Annotated in this window: 16 protein-coding genes; 10 read left to right on the top strand and 6 right to left on the bottom strand. The window is 68.1% G+C overall.

Translation table 11 applies throughout. The features are described from left to right. The first annotated feature begins 43 nt into the window (after positions 1-43). Both AC06G6_RS16710 and gdhA read left to right on the top strand, forming a co-directional pair. Entirely contained in the window at positions 44-649 is a 606-nt protein-coding gene (locus AC06G6_RS16710) for an ArsR/SmtB family transcription factor (protein ID WP_479823889.1), read from the top strand. 199 nt (positions 650-848) lie between these two features. Continuing rightward, a complete protein-coding gene (gene gdhA, locus AC06G6_RS16705) occupies positions 849-2,186 on the top strand; it encodes an NADP-specific glutamate dehydrogenase (RefSeq protein WP_479823887.1) in 1,338 nt (445 codons plus the stop codon). Between the two features lie 67 nt (positions 2,187-2,253). Here the strand turns inward: gdhA and AC06G6_RS16700 are convergent, their stop codons facing one another. Next, entirely contained in the window at positions 2,254-3,582 is a 1,329-nt protein-coding gene (locus AC06G6_RS16700; RefSeq protein WP_479823885.1) for an alpha-hydroxy acid oxidase, read from the bottom strand. Positions 3,583-3,719: 137 nt separating this feature from the next. Between AC06G6_RS16700 and AC06G6_RS16695 the strand changes: the two genes are divergently transcribed. After that, on the top strand, positions 3,720-4,409 hold the full coding sequence (locus AC06G6_RS16695; RefSeq protein ID WP_479823883.1) for a FadR/GntR family transcriptional regulator: 690 nt from the start codon (positions 3,720-3,722) through the stop codon (positions 4,407-4,409). A 55-nt stretch (positions 4,410-4,464) separates the two neighbouring features. Here the strand turns inward: AC06G6_RS16695 and AC06G6_RS16690 are convergent, their stop codons facing one another. After that, on the bottom strand, positions 4,465-5,859 hold the full coding sequence (locus tag AC06G6_RS16690) for an FAD-binding oxidoreductase (protein WP_479828730.1): 1,395 nt from the start codon (positions 5,857-5,859) through the stop codon (positions 4,465-4,467). 438 nt (positions 5,860-6,297) lie between these two features. Between AC06G6_RS16690 and AC06G6_RS16685 the strand changes: the two genes are divergently transcribed. The 3 genes from AC06G6_RS16685 (at position 6,298) to AC06G6_RS16675 (ending at position 8,215) form a co-directional block, all read left to right on the top strand. Then, positions 6,298-7,410 (top strand): 3-deoxy-7-phosphoheptulonate synthase, encoded by a 1,113-nt coding sequence (locus AC06G6_RS16685; protein WP_479823880.1) that lies wholly within the window; start codon positions 6,298-6,300, stop codon positions 7,408-7,410. Positions 7,411-7,704: 294 nt separating this feature from the next. Continuing rightward, complete coding sequence (locus AC06G6_RS16680) at positions 7,705-7,917, top strand: helix-turn-helix domain-containing protein (RefSeq protein ID WP_282382838.1); 213 nt, start codon at positions 7,705-7,707, stop codon at positions 7,915-7,917. 199 nt (positions 7,918-8,116) lie between these two features. Further along, entirely contained in the window at positions 8,117-8,215 is a 99-nt protein-coding gene (locus AC06G6_RS16675) for a 30S ribosomal protein bS22 (protein WP_003792170.1), read from the top strand. A 281-nt stretch (positions 8,216-8,496) separates the two neighbouring features. On the opposite strand, the gene AC06G6_RS16670 is transcribed toward AC06G6_RS16675, so the two are convergent. Further along, on the bottom strand, positions 8,497-9,330 hold the full coding sequence (locus AC06G6_RS16670) for an HAD family hydrolase (RefSeq protein ID WP_479823876.1): 834 nt from the start codon (positions 9,328-9,330) through the stop codon (positions 8,497-8,499). A 218-nt stretch (positions 9,331-9,548) separates the two neighbouring features. On the opposite strand from AC06G6_RS16670, the gene AC06G6_RS16665 reads away from it, so the two are divergent. Both AC06G6_RS16665 and AC06G6_RS16660 read left to right on the top strand, forming a co-directional pair. After that, positions 9,549-9,809 (top strand): glutaredoxin family protein, encoded by a 261-nt coding sequence (locus tag AC06G6_RS16665; RefSeq protein ID WP_479823874.1) that lies wholly within the window; start codon positions 9,549-9,551, stop codon positions 9,807-9,809. Positions 9,810-9,900: 91 nt separating this feature from the next. Next, a complete protein-coding gene (locus AC06G6_RS16660) occupies positions 9,901-10,596 on the top strand; it encodes a redox-sensing transcriptional repressor Rex (protein WP_479823872.1) in 696 nt (231 codons plus the stop codon). 92 nt (positions 10,597-10,688) lie between these two features. Here AC06G6_RS16660 and AC06G6_RS16655 read toward each other — a convergent pair whose 3' ends face one another. The 3 genes from AC06G6_RS16655 to AC06G6_RS16645 all read right to left on the bottom strand — a co-directional run bounded on the left by AC06G6_RS16655 (position 10,689) and on the right by AC06G6_RS16645 (position 13,204). Then, positions 10,689-11,552: a hypothetical protein gene (locus tag AC06G6_RS16655; RefSeq protein ID WP_479823870.1), complete on the bottom strand. Its 864-nt coding sequence runs from the start codon at positions 11,550-11,552 to the stop codon at positions 10,689-10,691. Between the two features lie 225 nt (positions 11,553-11,777). Next, positions 11,778-12,377 carry a hypothetical protein gene (locus tag AC06G6_RS16650; RefSeq protein ID WP_479823867.1) on the bottom strand — a complete coding sequence of 200 codons (600 nt, stop codon included), beginning with the start codon at positions 12,375-12,377 and terminating at the stop codon, positions 11,778-11,780. A gap of 278 nt (positions 12,378-12,655) precedes the next feature. Continuing rightward, a complete protein-coding gene (locus AC06G6_RS16645; protein ID WP_479823864.1) occupies positions 12,656-13,204 on the bottom strand; it encodes a YceI family protein in 549 nt (182 codons plus the stop codon). Between the two features lie 211 nt (positions 13,205-13,415). On the opposite strand from AC06G6_RS16645, the gene AC06G6_RS16640 reads away from it, so the two are divergent. Continuing rightward, positions 13,416-14,081 carry a histidine phosphatase family protein gene (locus AC06G6_RS16640; protein WP_479823860.1) on the top strand — a complete coding sequence of 222 codons (666 nt, stop codon included), beginning with the start codon at positions 13,416-13,418 and terminating at the stop codon, positions 14,079-14,081. A gap of 2 nt (positions 14,082-14,083) precedes the next feature. Continuing rightward, complete coding sequence (locus tag AC06G6_RS16635; protein ID WP_479823858.1) at positions 14,084-14,704, top strand: TlpA family protein disulfide reductase; 621 nt, start codon at positions 14,084-14,086, stop codon at positions 14,702-14,704.

Here is a 14,704-nt window from a genome sequence, read left to right as displayed (position 1 = left end):
TTAGTGGATGCCATCCGGCGTATATGTCGCTAGTGTTGAGGGCATGGTGACAGACGACGTATTTGCCGTCATTGCTGAGGCAACCCGGCGTGACATTCTGGTGTCCCTCCGCAAAGGGGACAAAGCAGTGGGGGAGCTGGTCCAGGAGCTCGAGGCCAGCCAGCCCACCATTTCCAAGCATCTGAAAGTCCTCCGCGAAGCGGACCTGGTGAGCATGCGCGCCCAGGGCCAGAAGCGCTACTACACACTCAATCCCAAGCCGCTGGCCGGGATCGCCAGCTGGCTGGAGACGTTCGACGTCGGCGCTGCCGCCACGCCGTCGCCGTCGCCGGCGCGGGCGGCCGAACCCCGGCTTCAGCCCGTCCCCGTGCCGGACTCCCTCGCCGCAGCCGTCACCGCCACCCCGCCCGCCACACCGGCATCGCAGCCCGCCGCCCCGGCGTCGCAGCCCGCCGCCCCGGCGTCGGAGCCCGCCGCGGCACTCGCCGGACGGCCCGCGGGAAGCCCGCTGAGCCCCGCCGTCGTTCTTCCGGTCGGCACGGCAGGCGAGGACAAAATGCCGCAGCAGATCGGCCGGACCGTTGGCCGGGCCGCCACCCGTGCCGCCGACCTCCTGGCCAGCCTGCCGAAGTTCGGCCGCAAGAAGTAGCCAGCCCGGTTCCGCCCGCCGCGGCCGGTTCGGCCCGCCGCGCCGTTGCCTGCCCCGCCCGCGTGTGTCCCGCGCCACCCCGTTTTAGTCACACGCGGTGCCCTCCGGTCCCCGAATGGAGATCCCCGCCCGTCCGGTGCCACCATGGAAGGGTTTGTTGGTCGCGCCCGATGAGGGGCGCCAGGGTTAGGGAGTTGCAATGGACGCACGGCTTGAAGCCATCCGGGACACGGTGCTGGCACGGAACCCCGGCGAAGGGGAATTCCACCAGGCGGTCACCGAGGTCTTCGAAAGCCTCGGCCCGGTCCACGACCGCCACCCCGAGTTCCTCGAAGGCGCCGTCCTCGAACGGCTCTGCGAACCCGAACGGCAGATCATCTTCCGCGTCCCCTGGGCCGACGACGCCGGCCGCTTCCAGATCAACCGCGGCTTCCGGGTGGAGTTCAACTCGGCGCTGGGCCCCTTCAAGGGCGGCCTGCGGTTCCACCCCTCGGTGAACCTGGGCATCGTGAAGTTCCTCGGCTTCGAGCAGATCTTCAAGAATGCCCTGACCGGCATGCCCATCGGCGGCGGCAAGGGCGGCTCCGACTTCGACCCGCGCGGACGCTCGGACGCCGAGATCATGCGCTTCTGCCAGGCCTTTATGACCGAGCTCTACCGCCACATCGGTGAGTACACCGACGTCCCGGCCGGGGACATCGGCGTCGGCGGCCGCGAAATCGGCTACCTTTTCGGGCAGTACAAGCGGATCACCAACCGCTACGAATCCGGCGTCCTCACCGGCAAGGGCATTTCCTGGGGCGGCTCGCTGGTGCGGCCCGAGGCGACCGGCTACGGAACGGTGATCTTCGCCGAGGAGATGCTCAAAACGCGCGGCCAGTCCTTCGACGGGCAGCGCGTGGTGGTCTCCGGCTCCGGCAACGTCGCCATCAACGCCATCGCCAAGGCCCAGTCGCTCGGCGCCACCGTCGTGGCGTGCTCGGATTCCTCCGGGTACGTCGTGGACGAGGCCGGGATCGACGTCGCGCTGCTGCGCCAGATCAAGGAGGTCGAGCGCGGACGGCTGAAGGACTACGAGGCCCGGCGCTCCGCCGTCGACTATGTGGACGGCGGCTCCGTCTGGGACCTCGACGCGACCGTCGCGCTGCCGTGCGCCACGCAGAACGAGCTCGACGGCGACGCCGCGGCCCGGCTGGTGCGCAACGGACTGCTCGCGGTGGCGGAGGGCGCGAACATGCCCTCGACCCGTGAGGCCGTCGCGGTGTTCCAGGACGCCGGCATCCTGTTCGGCCCGGGCAAGGCCGCCAACGCGGGCGGCGTGGCCACGTCCGCGCTGGAGATGCAGCAGAACGCCAGCCGCGATTCCTGGTCGTTCGCGCACACCGAGGACCGGCTCACCAAGATCATGGTCGGGATCCACGACCGCTGCGCGGCCACCGCGGACGAATACGGGGATCCGGGGAACTACGTGCTGGGCGCGAACATCGGCGGCTTCGTGAAGGTGGCCGACGCGATGCTCGCCCAGGGGCTCATCTAGGACCCCGGACTCAACAAAGGGGGCCGCGTTCTCCAGAACACGGCCGCCTTTGTTGTGCCCGCGCAGGCTACTTGGAGAGCAGCCGCACGTGGTCCGGGGTCAGCTCCGAGATCCGGCTGACACCCAGCAGCGCCATGGTGCGGAGCATGTCCTTCTCCAGAATCTCGATGGCCCGGTCAACGCCGGCCCTTCCGCCGGCCATCAGGCCGTAGAGGTAGGCACGGCCGATCATCGTGAAGTCGGCGCCCAGGGCCAGCGCGGCGATGATGTCCGCGCCGCTCATGATGCCGGTGTCCAGGATGATCGCCGCGTCGCTGTTGTCCGCCTCGAACGCCGCCTTCACGTCCGGGAGCAGGTGGAACGGGATCGGGGCGCGGTCCAGCTGGCGCCCGCCGTGGTTGGAGAGCACCACACCGTCGGCCCCGTGGTCCACGACCCGTCGGGCGTCCTCGACGGTCTGGATACCCTTGACGACCAGCTTGCCCTTCCAGGTTTCGCGCAGCCAGTCGAGGTCATCGAACGTCAGGGTGGGGTCGAACATCGAGTTGATCAGGTCCGCGACGGTGCCGGTGTAGCGGGACAGCGACGCGAAGGTCAGCGGCTCGTGGGTGAGGAAGTTGAACCACCACGCCGGCCGGTAGGAGGCGTCCAGCACGGTCTTAATCGTCAGCGCCGGCGGGATGGTCATGCCGTTGCGGACGTCGCGCAGCCGGGCCCCGGCAACGGCGGTGTCCACGGTGACCATCAGGGTGTCGTTGCCGGCCTTGGCCGCGCGCTCGATCAGCTCCAGCGAACGGTCGCGGTCGGTCCACAGGTAGAGCTGGAACCAGTTCCGGCCGTCCGGGGCGGCGGCGGCCACGTCCTCGATGGATGCCGTGCCCATGGTGGAGAGCGTGTACGGGATGCCGGCGGCCGCGGCGGCCTGCGAACCGGCGTACTCGCCCTCGGACTGCATCATCCGGGTGAAGCCGGTGGGCGCGATGCCGACCGGCAGCCGGGACGACTTGCCGAGGATGTCGGTGGTCAGGTCTATTTTGGAGACATTACGGAGGATGCCGGGCCGGAACTCGATGTCCAGGAACGCCTCGCGGGCGCGGCGCAGGGTGATCTCCGCTTCGGCCGCCCCGTCGGTGTAGTCGAACGGGGCCTGCGGGGTGCGGCGCTTGGCCTGGTCGCGGAGGTCCCAGATGGTGCTGGCACGCCGCAGCCGGGCGGCGCGGCTGAACTCGGGCTTCTTGAACTGCATCAGCGGGGCGAGGTCCGAGTACTTCGGCACGCGGCGCTTGAGGGCCGCCGGAATGATCACCGGGGTGGCCGCGGCGGGGCGGGTGCCCGCGCCGGTGTCTTCGGGCTGGGTGGGCGCCTCGGGGTTGCCGGGCTCGATGGTCTGCGTCATTGCTGCCTCCGGGCAGGTCTCGTGTTCCTGGATGTCGGGATCCCCGCCGGACTAAAAACTAAAACCCAGCCACCGGGGGAGTGTGGTCCAACCACAGTCTAGGCGTGTGGTCCAACCACATCAAGTAGGATGGGCCCATGCGTACCCACCAGCTTGTCCTGCAGTGGATTGAGGGCCAGCTCTCCAGCGGTCAGCTGGCTTTGGGCGGACGGCTTCCGGCCGAGCGTTCCCTCGCCGAGCAGCTTCAGGTCTCGCGCACCTCGGTCCGCGAGGCCATCCGCGTCCTGGAGGCCATGGGGGTGCTCCGGGCCGGCGTGGGGTCGGGCCCGGAGGCGGGGACGGTCGTGATCGCCGACCCGACGGCGGCGCTGGGCTCGGCGCTCCGGCTGCACGTCGCCACTTCGCACCTGCCGGTCAAGGACATTGTGGAGACGCGCGTACTGCTCGAGTCCTGGGCCGCTTCCCGGGCGCGCCCGGAGTCGCCCGCGCTGGCCGAGGCGGCCCGGCTGCTGGAGCAGATGGACAGCTGCGCCGAGACGGAGGCGTTCCTGGCCCTGGATGTCCGCTTCCACCTGGCCCTCGCGGATGCCGCGGGCAACGCCGTCGTCAGCGCCATGATGGGCTCCCTCCGCGAAGCCATCCAGGACTATGCCGGACGGCTGACCGGACACCTCCCGGACTGGGATGCCACGGCTGCACGGCTCCGGGCTGAACACCGGGGCATCCTGGCGGCCATCTCCAACCACGACGGCGGCCGTGCGGCGCAGCTGGTGGCGGACCACATCGAGGGCTACTACGCGGAGGCCGGGCTGGGGTCCGGGACGTGATCCGCCGTCGAGATGGCATTCCGCGGCAGTGATCTCCGCTCCAATTACAGGGTCATCAGTCAGGCCTGATGTTCTGATTGAGCCTGAAGAAGTTCGCGGGGTCGTACGTGCGCTTGAGGGCCTTTAGCCGGTCGTATTTCGCGGCACCGTACGCGAGCCTGACACGCTCCTCGCCCTCTTCCATGAGGAAGTTCACGTAGACGCTGGTGTGGTGGGGGGCCAGGGCGGACCAATAGTCGCGGGCCCACTGGCGCTCGGCGTCGAAGCCTTCGGCAGTCTTGCTGTTGCCGTTGATGTTGAACGTGAACCCGGCCTGGCGGCCGTTGAATGCGGTAGCGTCGTCGTCGATCCTTGCCACCGCTCCGCCCATCTGCCATAGGGCGACGCTGGTTACAGGCGAGGTGATGCGCATGCCGTGCTCCACCACGGTGTCGATGACCTCGTCGCTGAGAGCTGCGACGTCACAGGACCTGACGTAGTAGTGCCAGCCGTGCGGGAACGACGGATCAAACGTCTTCTGGTGCTCCAGGAACGGCTTGGGCCGGCAAAAATCGAGCACGGGCGAACCGAATTCCTTGAGTGGCCGCAGGACTCGTTCGCCCTCCTCGACCGGTCCCGCGTAGCAGGCGGTGACCGCAATGACGAGCTTGCCCACCAGGTCTGGCGGGACGATGGGCAACGCCGGGGCCCGCCGTTGCACGGCGATGGTCATGAGCTCGTCGGGGCAGTCCGCGATCCAGTCCCGGTAAAAGCGGAGCACTTCCCGGGCATCTTCCATCGCCCAGAAGACGGGACCCGCAGTGACGTACGGGCCCACGGGATTCAGCCGGAACTCGAAGTCGGTGACGACGCCGAAGTTCCCGCCACCGCCCCGCACGCCCCAGAAGAGGTCCGCGTTCTCGTTCTCGCTCGCCCTGACCAGGTCGCCGTCGGCGGTGACCACATCCACGGACCGCAGCTGATCTATCGTGAGCCCGTATTTGCGCATGACCCACCCGATACCCCCGCCCAGCGTCAGACCGGCCACGCCGGTATGGGTAACGATTCCCGAAGGAACGGCGAGACCGAACTCCTGTGTCTCGCGATCGAGTTCGCCAAGCAGCGCGCCTGCCTGGACACGGACCGTCCGCGCCTCAGGGTCCACGCGGACGCCCTTCATCGGGCCCAGATCGATCAGCATGCCGCCGTCGCAGACCGACAGCCCCGGGAAACTGTGGCCGCCTCCGCGCACGGCAGCCAGCAGGTCCTGCGATCGGGCCAGCCGGATGGCAGCGCGCACGTCTGCGACGCCGGTGCAGCGGGCTATGAGGGCGGGACGGCGGTCAATCGACCCGTTCCACACCTTGCGGTGTTCCTCGTATCCAGCATCGTCCGGGCGGACGAGTTCGCCCCGAAAGGATGTCTGTAATTCATCGACAGCTACGGCGTCGATCTCCGTGCCTTGTGCCATGGGACTCACGGACCTCTCGCTCCTTCCAGCAGAGTCCCACCGTCGGGACGAACTGGCAAGAGGAAAGGTAACCACCGGCGTCGAGCACAATCAGTCCTGTGGTCCTGCTGTGGCGCGCCCGGAGCTGGCCGGCGTCGTTGGGGACAAAGCCAGCTCAGCAACAGCCCGCAGCACGCGCTCCTTGGCCCGCTGGGACACCCTGATCAGGACACTCTGTGACCGCCGCGATTTTGCGACGGCGGCAGCGTGCGGTTACGGTGTGCTTATGACTAACCGTTGGTATGCGTATTTTTCGTTGGCTCTGGAGGGGCCCGCGTCTAGCTGACACGCATCCAACCTTCCTTCAGAGCCAACAGGGCAGAGATCATTCTCTGCCCTTCGCCATTTCCCGGCGGGTTCTGATCAGGGCCCGCTCCGCACCCCCGGAACAGGACCCCCATGAGCATCGAAGCAGCCCCCGAATCCCAGCAGTCAACATCCAACCTGCGCGTCAGCGAGTTCACCCCGCTGCCCACCCCGCAGGAGATCGTCGCGGAGCTGCCGCTGGACACCCGCCTGGCCGAGACCGTGGCCCGGGGCCGGGACGAGGTCCGCGCGATCATGGACGGCGTCGATGACCGCCTGCTCGTCATCGTGGGCCCCTGCTCCATCCACGATCCCAAGGCCGGCCTCGAATACGCCCGCCGGCTGGTCAGCCAGGCCGAGAAGCACAAGGAAGACCTGCTGATCCTGATGCGGGCCTACTTCGAGAAGCCCCGCACCACGGTGGGCTGGAAGGGCCTGATCAACGACCCCCGGCTCGACGGCAGCCACGACATCGCCGCCGGGCTGCGCGCCGCGCGCCGCTTCCTGCAGCAAGTCACCGCCCTCGGGCTGCCGGCCGGCACCGAGTTCCTCGAACCGATCAGCCCGCAGTACATGGCGGACCTCGTCTCCTGGGGCGCCATCGGTGCCCGGACCACCGAAAGCCAGATCCACCGCCAGCTGGCGTCCGGGCTGTCCATGCCGATCGGGTTCAAGAACGGGACCGACGGCGACCTGCAGGTCGCGCTCGACGCGTGCAGCGCCGCCGGGGCAGCCCAGGCGTTCCTCGGCATCGACGGCGAGGGCCGGGCCGCCCTGGTCTCCACCGCCGGCAACCCCGACACGCACATCATCCTGCGCGGCGGACGCAAGGGACCGAACTACTCCGCCCCCGACGTGGAGGCCACCTCCGCCAAACTGGCCGCCAAGCAGCTCAACCCGCGGCTGATCGTTGACGCGAGCCACGCCAACAGCGGCAAGAACCATCACCGCCAGGCTGAAGTCGCCCTCGAAATCGGCGCGCAGCTGGAGAACGGGGGTGCCTCGGCAGGTGCCATCGCCGGCGTCATGCTGGAGAGTTTCCTCGTCGGCGGGGCGCAGAACCTCGACGTCGCCGAGCACGCCGCCGGAACCGATGATCTGGTCTACGGCCAGAGCGTCACGGACGCCTGCATGGAGTGGGAAGTCACGGCCTCGGTCCTGGCGCAACTGGCGGCCTCCGCGCGCGTCCGCCGGACCCGGGGATAGGCGGTATTGCGGGCCGCTACACCGCCGATCCGCGGGCGGGCAGGGGACTGGGCGGGGCGGTCCGCGCCTCCTCCGGCTCGAGCCCCCGCGACCGCCGACCGATGCTGGGCAGTGCAGCGGTCCGCCACGCCAGAGATTCCGCGCGTCGGGGCCCTGGAGATCCGCGCAACTCTTTCACATTGGCACCATCAGCCCCTAGAGTATCTAACACATGGTTGTTTGATGGCTCAGCATCGGCACACCGCCATGTCGTTCAGATGGGGCTGCCGTTTGCTTGAGCAAAGGAATAAGGAAATGTCTTCGGAGGCTAACTTCTCCAATGCGCGCTTCTTGACCGTGGCCGAAGTCGCGGATGTGATGCGCGTGTCGAAAATGACCGTGTACCGGCTTGTTCATTCCGGCGAAATGCCGGCTGTCCGTTTCGGGCGCTCCTACCGGGTGCCGGAAGCCGCTGTTGAGCAGTACCTCAAGGGTGCTGTCGTCGACGGGAACACGGAAACAGGCTGAGCATCCGCCGTCTTCTGCGGCCGGAATAAGGATCTGCGGGCCCCTATGGGCCTGCGGTCGTGGTGTGCCCCCGATAGGCGGTACCCTGTTAAGGAACGTTTTACGTCATTGTAAGAACCTGTCCGTTGTACAGTCTGCTGCTTAGCCCGCGGACCCTTTCCAACAGGCAGGTACTGCATCTAGCCGGTAAGGAACTTTCGTGGGTTCAGTTATTAAGAAGCGTCGCAAGCGTATGGCCAAGAAGAAGCACCGCAAGCTGCTTCGCAAGACGCGCCACCAGCGTCGCAATAAGAAGTAGAGATACTTCGCATCATGTGAATGCCCGTTGCCTTCCCGGCAGCGGGCATTTTCTTTGGCATTTCCGCGCCTGGTTCGGACCGTCGACGCGCTTCTGGGCCGGCAGTGCGGGTGGTGGCGCGTAGCGGGGGACGCGCTTTCGGACAGTCGACGCGGGTTGGGACGGGCGCTACGCGGATCCGCGTAGCGCGGAGCAGGAAGCGCAGCGCGGAGCGGAAAGTGCAGCGCCGAACCGGAAGCGTAGCGCTGAGCGGGAGGCGCAGCGAAGAAATCGCGCGGGGCTTAGACGGTGGGGCCGCGGAAGCGGGAGAACCCCCGCCAGAGGCCGTAGATGGCCCCTCCGACGGTCGCGGCCTTGAGCCCCAGGGTGGCCGCGCGGCGTCCGGCACGGAAGTCGTAGACGGGCCAGTTGTTGTCGCGGGCGTGGCGGCGGAGCCCGGAATCCGGGTTGATGGCCACGGGGTGCCCCACCATGCTCAGCAGCGGGATGTCGTTGCGCGAATCGCTGTACGCCCAGCACCGGGCCAGGTCCAGCCCCTCGGCCTCGGCCATTGCCTGGACGGCCACCGCCTTGGCGGGGCCGTGCAGGATGTCGCCGACCAGCCGGCCGGTGTAGGAACCGTCCCGGATTTCGCCCACCGTGCCGAGCGCGCCGGTGAGGCCCAGCCTGGTGGAGATCACCGTGGCCACCTCGATCGGCGTCGCGGTCACGAGCCACACCCTGCGGCCCACCCGGAGGTGCTGCTCGGCCAGTGCCTTGGCCCCGGGCCAGATGCGGGATTCGATCATTTCGTCATAAACCTCTTCGCCGAGGACCCCAATGTCCTCCACGGTGAAGCCGGCGGCCAGGCCCAGGGCGGTGTCGCGGACGGCATGGACGTCATCCATCTTCTCGCCGCGCACCACGAACATGAACTGCTTCCAGGCAATGCCGAGCGCCTGCGGAATCGTGAAGGCCCCGCGCTGGTGCATCTTGCGGGCCACGTGGAACAGGCTGGCCCCGCGCATGAGGGTGTTGTCGACATCGAAGAACGCGGCTTCGCCGTGCTGCGCTGCTGCAACAGGCTGTGCAGCAGCAGGCTCGGTGACCACAACGGCGTACTTCTCTTCGGGCATGCCACGAGTCTAGTCAACACCGGGGCCGGTTCCCGTCGCGCAGCCCGCGGCGGCGACGGACATGTCGGGCTCGGCCCGCGGCACCGCACCCGCGCAGCCCGCGGCGCGGACATGTCGGCACGGCCCGCGGCGGCGACGGACACGTGGCACGGCCCGTGTCGGCGGCGGACGTGTCGGGCGCGTCGACGCGGGAGCGGCCGCCGGGCTACCGTGGAGCCATGCCAAGCCCCGACGTCGTCCTCATCACCAAAGCTGACTGCCATCTGTGCTCTGCGGCGCGCGCCGCCGTCGAGCGCGTCACCCAGGGTCTCGGGATCGGCTGGCGCGAGCAGTCCATAGAGGACGACGCCGAGCTGCGCGAACGTTTTGCGGAGGAGATCCCCGTGGTGCTGGTGGACGGCGTCCAGCGGGACTTCTGGAAGATTGACGAAGTCCGGCTGGAGCGCACGCTGCGCCGGGCGCTGGGACAAGAGGCCTGAGGCGCGGAGAAGCGCCGGGGACGGCTGCTTTGTTCGCTGAACTGCGGGGGCTCTAGAGTGGAACTCACAACGCGACTCAATGGAGCTGATAGTGACTTCGCTTGATTCATCCCCTGACGCGATGCCCGGGGGAGCAGGGACTGCCGCCAAGCAGATTCCGCCCGCGGCCGTTGCCCGGCTGACCATTTATCTGCGCGCCCTCACCACCCTGCTTGCCGAGGGCATTGACCGGGTCTCGTCCGAATCCCTTGCCGAGGCCTCCGGGGTCAGCTCCTCCACCCTCCGCAAGGACCTGTCCTACGTCGGCTCCTACGGGACCCGCGGCGTCGGCTACGAGGTTCAGTACCTCAACCGGAATATTGCCGCGGCGCTGGGACTGACGCGCGACTGGAAGGTCGCCATCGTCGGTGCCGGCAACCTGGGCAAGGCGCTGGCCCGGTACGGCGGATTCGAATCCCGGGGCTTCGAAATTGTGGCGATCTTCGATGCGGACCAGATGGTGGTGGGCAGCGAGGTGGGCTGGCTGCGTGTCAGCGACGCCGCCGACCTCGAGCCGGTGCTGCAGCGGACCGGCGCCAACATGGTGGTGCTGGCCCTGCCGGCCGCCGTGGCGCAGGACGTCTGCGACCGGGTCATTGCCGCCGGTGTGCGGAGCATCCTCAGCTTCGCCCCGGTGATGCTGCAGGTGCCGCCCGGGGTCAACCTGCGCAAGGTGGACATGGCCACCGAACTCCAGATTCTCGCCTATCACGCACAAAGGGCGCAGGACCCGGAGGATGCCGACTAGGTTCAGTCGGCCCCATCCGGCTCCCGCGCCCGTTGCGCTGGTGCCTGCGGCCTAGTACGGCCGCTTAGTGCGGTTCTCTTGGTAAGGTCCGCTTAGTACGGTCCGCCCGGCTGCCCGTAAGGGTTGGCAAACGGCTGCCGCTTGGCGAAGTACGGCGACGTGGCCGGCAGGTACAGCATCACAATGCCTGCGATGCCGAGGAGGATTGACAGCGTGGCGAGGCTCAGCGGGAAGATGCTGAGGATGGACAGGGCTGCGAAGACCGTCCCGAGGATCCGCGCCCAGTTCTTGCCTTTGCGGATGTTGAAGGCCACGAGCGCGTAGAGCCCGGCGCCGATCACGGCGAAAGCCACGATGCTGCCGACCAGGAATCCCCTGATGTCTTCGAACCTGATCTCAGCGCCGCTCCCGGCCATCTGCTCCTCGAACTGGGCCCGCATTTCGGGGGAGTCGATCATGCCCATCGCCATCAGGAGCGACAGGACCCAGACCACGCCGGCAGCGACGATGAGCCAGAAGGCCGTGTTGACCAGCTTGGGGATGCCCGCCGGGCCGGCCGTGGCCTGCGGCTGCTCGGAGGGGAACTGGGCGTAGGGGGACTGGCCGTACTGCGGGGGCTGCTGGCTGTACTGGGGCTGGTTGTACTGGGGCTGGTTGTACTGCGGCGGGTTCTGCCCGTACTGCGGCTGCTGCGGGGCGTTCTGCCCGTACTGGGGCTGCTGCCCGTACGGCGGCGCGGACGGGGCCTGACCGTACTGGGGCGCGGACGGCGGGGTCTGGCCGTACTGGGGCGCGGACGGCGGGGTCTGGCCGTACTGCGGCGCGTTCTGGCCGTACTGCGGCGCCGACGGCGGCTGCTCGCCGTGCTGGGGTGCGTTCTGGCCGTAGCGGGGGGCCGGCTTTTCGCCCGGCTCCGGGGAGTCCGGGTTCGACGGCGGGACTGGCGGGATGCTCATGGGCGTTCCTTTGCGTGGCGGTCTGATTCGGATACCGGAAACAGCTTCCTGCCCTGCCCCCAGCATGGTTTAGGTCCACCGTACCGCGGTCCGGCGCCCGCGCGGATCATTCCGGAGAGGTATTCTCGCCGGGTGCCTGGGCGCCAGTCAAGGCGCCGGTTCCGCGGGTAGCGGGATGTGCCCGGACGCTGCTAAGGCGCAGGTCAGGTCCGGGTCAGGCGCAGGTCAGGCCCGGCCGCGCAGGGAAGCGAACCAGGCCTGGGAGTTGGGCAGCCACATCAGCACGGCGGCCACCAGGCTGATGGTGAAGCTGGGCCAGCTGCCGGCGCCACGGCCGTCCGCGGCGCTGGTGTTGAGGATGGCCAGCAGCAGGGAGATGCCGGCGACGATCGTGAGGGCGAAGCGGGCCCACTCGTGGCCTTCCTTCATCTTCATGGACAGGATGACCTGTGCCCACGAAAGGGCCAGTGCCACCAGCACCAGCAGGAGCACCAGGAAGCCCAGGCCCGGAACGACGGCCAGGAGCACGAACGCCCCGAAGAGGCCGACGACCCCGCCCAGCAGGCCCAGCAGTCCGCTGATGAGCCAGATCCAGTAGGCGACTTTGAGCTCGATTGGCAGCCAGGTGACCGTGAACATGCCGGAGAATCCGCCGTGGGGCATTACATCGTTGAAGTTCCGGGGCCGGTCCGTCGGCATCTCAAAGCGGAATCCGCGAGGCGTTTGGCCCGCAGGCCGGTTCGAGGACTGTTTGCCTGGTGTCGGCTGTCCCGGAGTCGGGTTGCCCGGCTGCTGCGGCTGAGGTACCTCGTTGGGGTTGCTCATGGATCTCACTTTAGTCCGCGGACAGGCCGGTATCGAGGGACCTCCGGCATGTTGCGGGGCATGTCGGGGCACCGCCGGCCGCGGCCCGTCAGCCGTCCGCGGGACGCGCATTTCCGGAGACGGCGGCGCCCCGGCGCCGGGACGCCGGAGACGCCGGGGTAACCCCCGGGTTAAGCACAACACCCCGCTCCGTCACGGGGACGGAGCGGGGTGGCGGCGGCTCGAGGCCGCGGGTCCGGCCGTGTCCCTGGGGGACCGGCCGGTCAAGCGTTGGGTGACTAGGCTGCGGGAGCGATGAAGGCCAGTTCGAGGTTGACGGCAACCTTGTCGCTGACGAGCACGCCGCCGGCTTCGAGGACGGCGTTCCAGGTCAGGCCGAAGTCCTTGCGGCTGATCGTGGTCTCGGCGGACAGGCCGGCGCGGGTCATGCCGAACGGGTCCACGGCGACGCCGTTGAACTCGGTCTCGAGGGCCACCGGGCGGGTAACACCCTTGATGGTCAGCTCGCCCTGGAGTTCGTAGCTGTCACCCTTGGGGACGATGCTGTGGGAGACGAAGGAGATTTCCGGGAACTTCTCGACGTCGAAGAAGTCTTCGCCGCGGACGTGGCCGTCGCGGTTGACGTCGCCGGAGTCGAAGCTCGCGGTCTGGATCGTGGCGCTGACCTTGGAGTCGGCCACGTTCTCGGCGAGGTCAAGGGTGGCCTCCGCATCCTTGAACTGGCCGCGGACCTTGCTGATGCCCGCGTGGCGGACGGTGAAGGCGATTTCGCTGTGCGAGTTGTCGAGGGTCCAGGTGCCGGTGGTGACGTTAGCGGGAAGTGCCATGGTGTTGCTCCTTGAGTCGGGTGGGTCGTGCGGGTGGTCTGATCGTCAGTTGAAGCATCATTTGTTGAAGTCTCAACTAACTGCTTCACCCAGTATAAACATGCATTTGCATCTTTTATTCCAACTCCGGGGAACATTTCGCAAAACTCTTGAGTTCTACTTCATGTAGAAGATTTCGTCATTGCCCCTGCCCTTTGAGAAACTGGTACACATGCCCCAAGCCACTGTTCATTTGCTCCGCCACGGCGAGGTCTACAACCCCGACGGCGTCCTGTACGGCAGGCTGCCCGAGTTCCATCTCTCCGAGCTCGGCCAGGAGATGGCCCGGATGCTCGCGGAGCACTTCAGTGCGAGGGCCGCGCAGGGGGCCAACATCGTCCACCTCGTCGCCTCGCCGCTGACCCGCGCGCAGGAAACGGCGCAGCCCATCGCGGAGGCGCTCAATCTCGGGATCACCACCGAGGACCGGATCATCGAGGCGGCCAACTACTTCGAGGGCCTGCACGTCAACAAGGGCGAGATCTTCCGGCCCAAGCACTGGCCCATGCTGCGCAACCCGTTCCGGCCGTCCTGGGGCGAGCCCTACAAGGACCAGGCCGCCCGGGTCATCGCCGCGGTGCAGGACGCCCGGCTGCGCGCCATCGAGCTCGGCGGCGAGGGCGCCGAGGCCATCCTCGTCAGCCATCAGCTGCCCATCTGGGCCACCCGGCTCAGCGCCGAGGGCCGGCCGCTGTGGCACGATCCGCGCAAGCGCGAATGCACCCTCACCTCGGTCACTTCCCTGGTGTTCGACGACGACGGGAACCTCCTGCGCGTCGAGTACAGCGAGCCTGCTGCCGCCCTTCTCCCCGGTGCCTCCAGCACCCCCGGAGCCTGAGCATGACCGGAAACCACGGCAACTCGTCCCCCGTGTCCCGCCGCAGCGTCCTGACGGCGGGCGGTGCCGCCCTCGCCGTCGTGCTGGGCCTCTCCGGCTGCGCCCAGGAGGACGCGCTGGCGCAGCAGGCCAAGGCCGGCGACAACAAGAACTACGTGGCCGGCGACGGTTCGGTGACGGAATTCGCCGCCGCGGACCGCAAGAGCGCCATTGCCATCAAGGGGACGCTGTTTGACGGCACCGCGGTGACGCCCGAGGCCTTCCAGGGCCAGGTGACCGTGCTCAACTTCTGGTTCGCGGCCTGCGCGCCCTGCCGGGTGGAGGCGCCCGAGCTGGAGGCCCTGCACCAGGAGTTCAAGAGCCAGGGTGTGCAGTTCTTCGGGGTCAACCTCCGCGACGAGAAGGCCACGGCGGAAGCGTTCGACAAGAGCTTCAACCTGACCTACCCGAGCTTCAACGACAAGGACGGCGCCGTGCTGCTGGCGGTGTCCGGGCTGGTTCCCCCGGGCGCCGTGCCCACCACGCTCGTGCTCGACAAGCAGGGACGCGTGGCCTCCCGTGTCCTCGGCGAGATCCAACGAGGGACCCTGAAGTCCCTCATCGCCGCCGCCGTGGCCGAGTAG

Source organism: Arthrobacter sp. CJL-S3 (assembly GCF_056711635.1).
The sequence above is the reverse complement of the archived record's forward strand: the minus strand, read 5'-3'. Positions and strand labels throughout refer to the sequence as shown.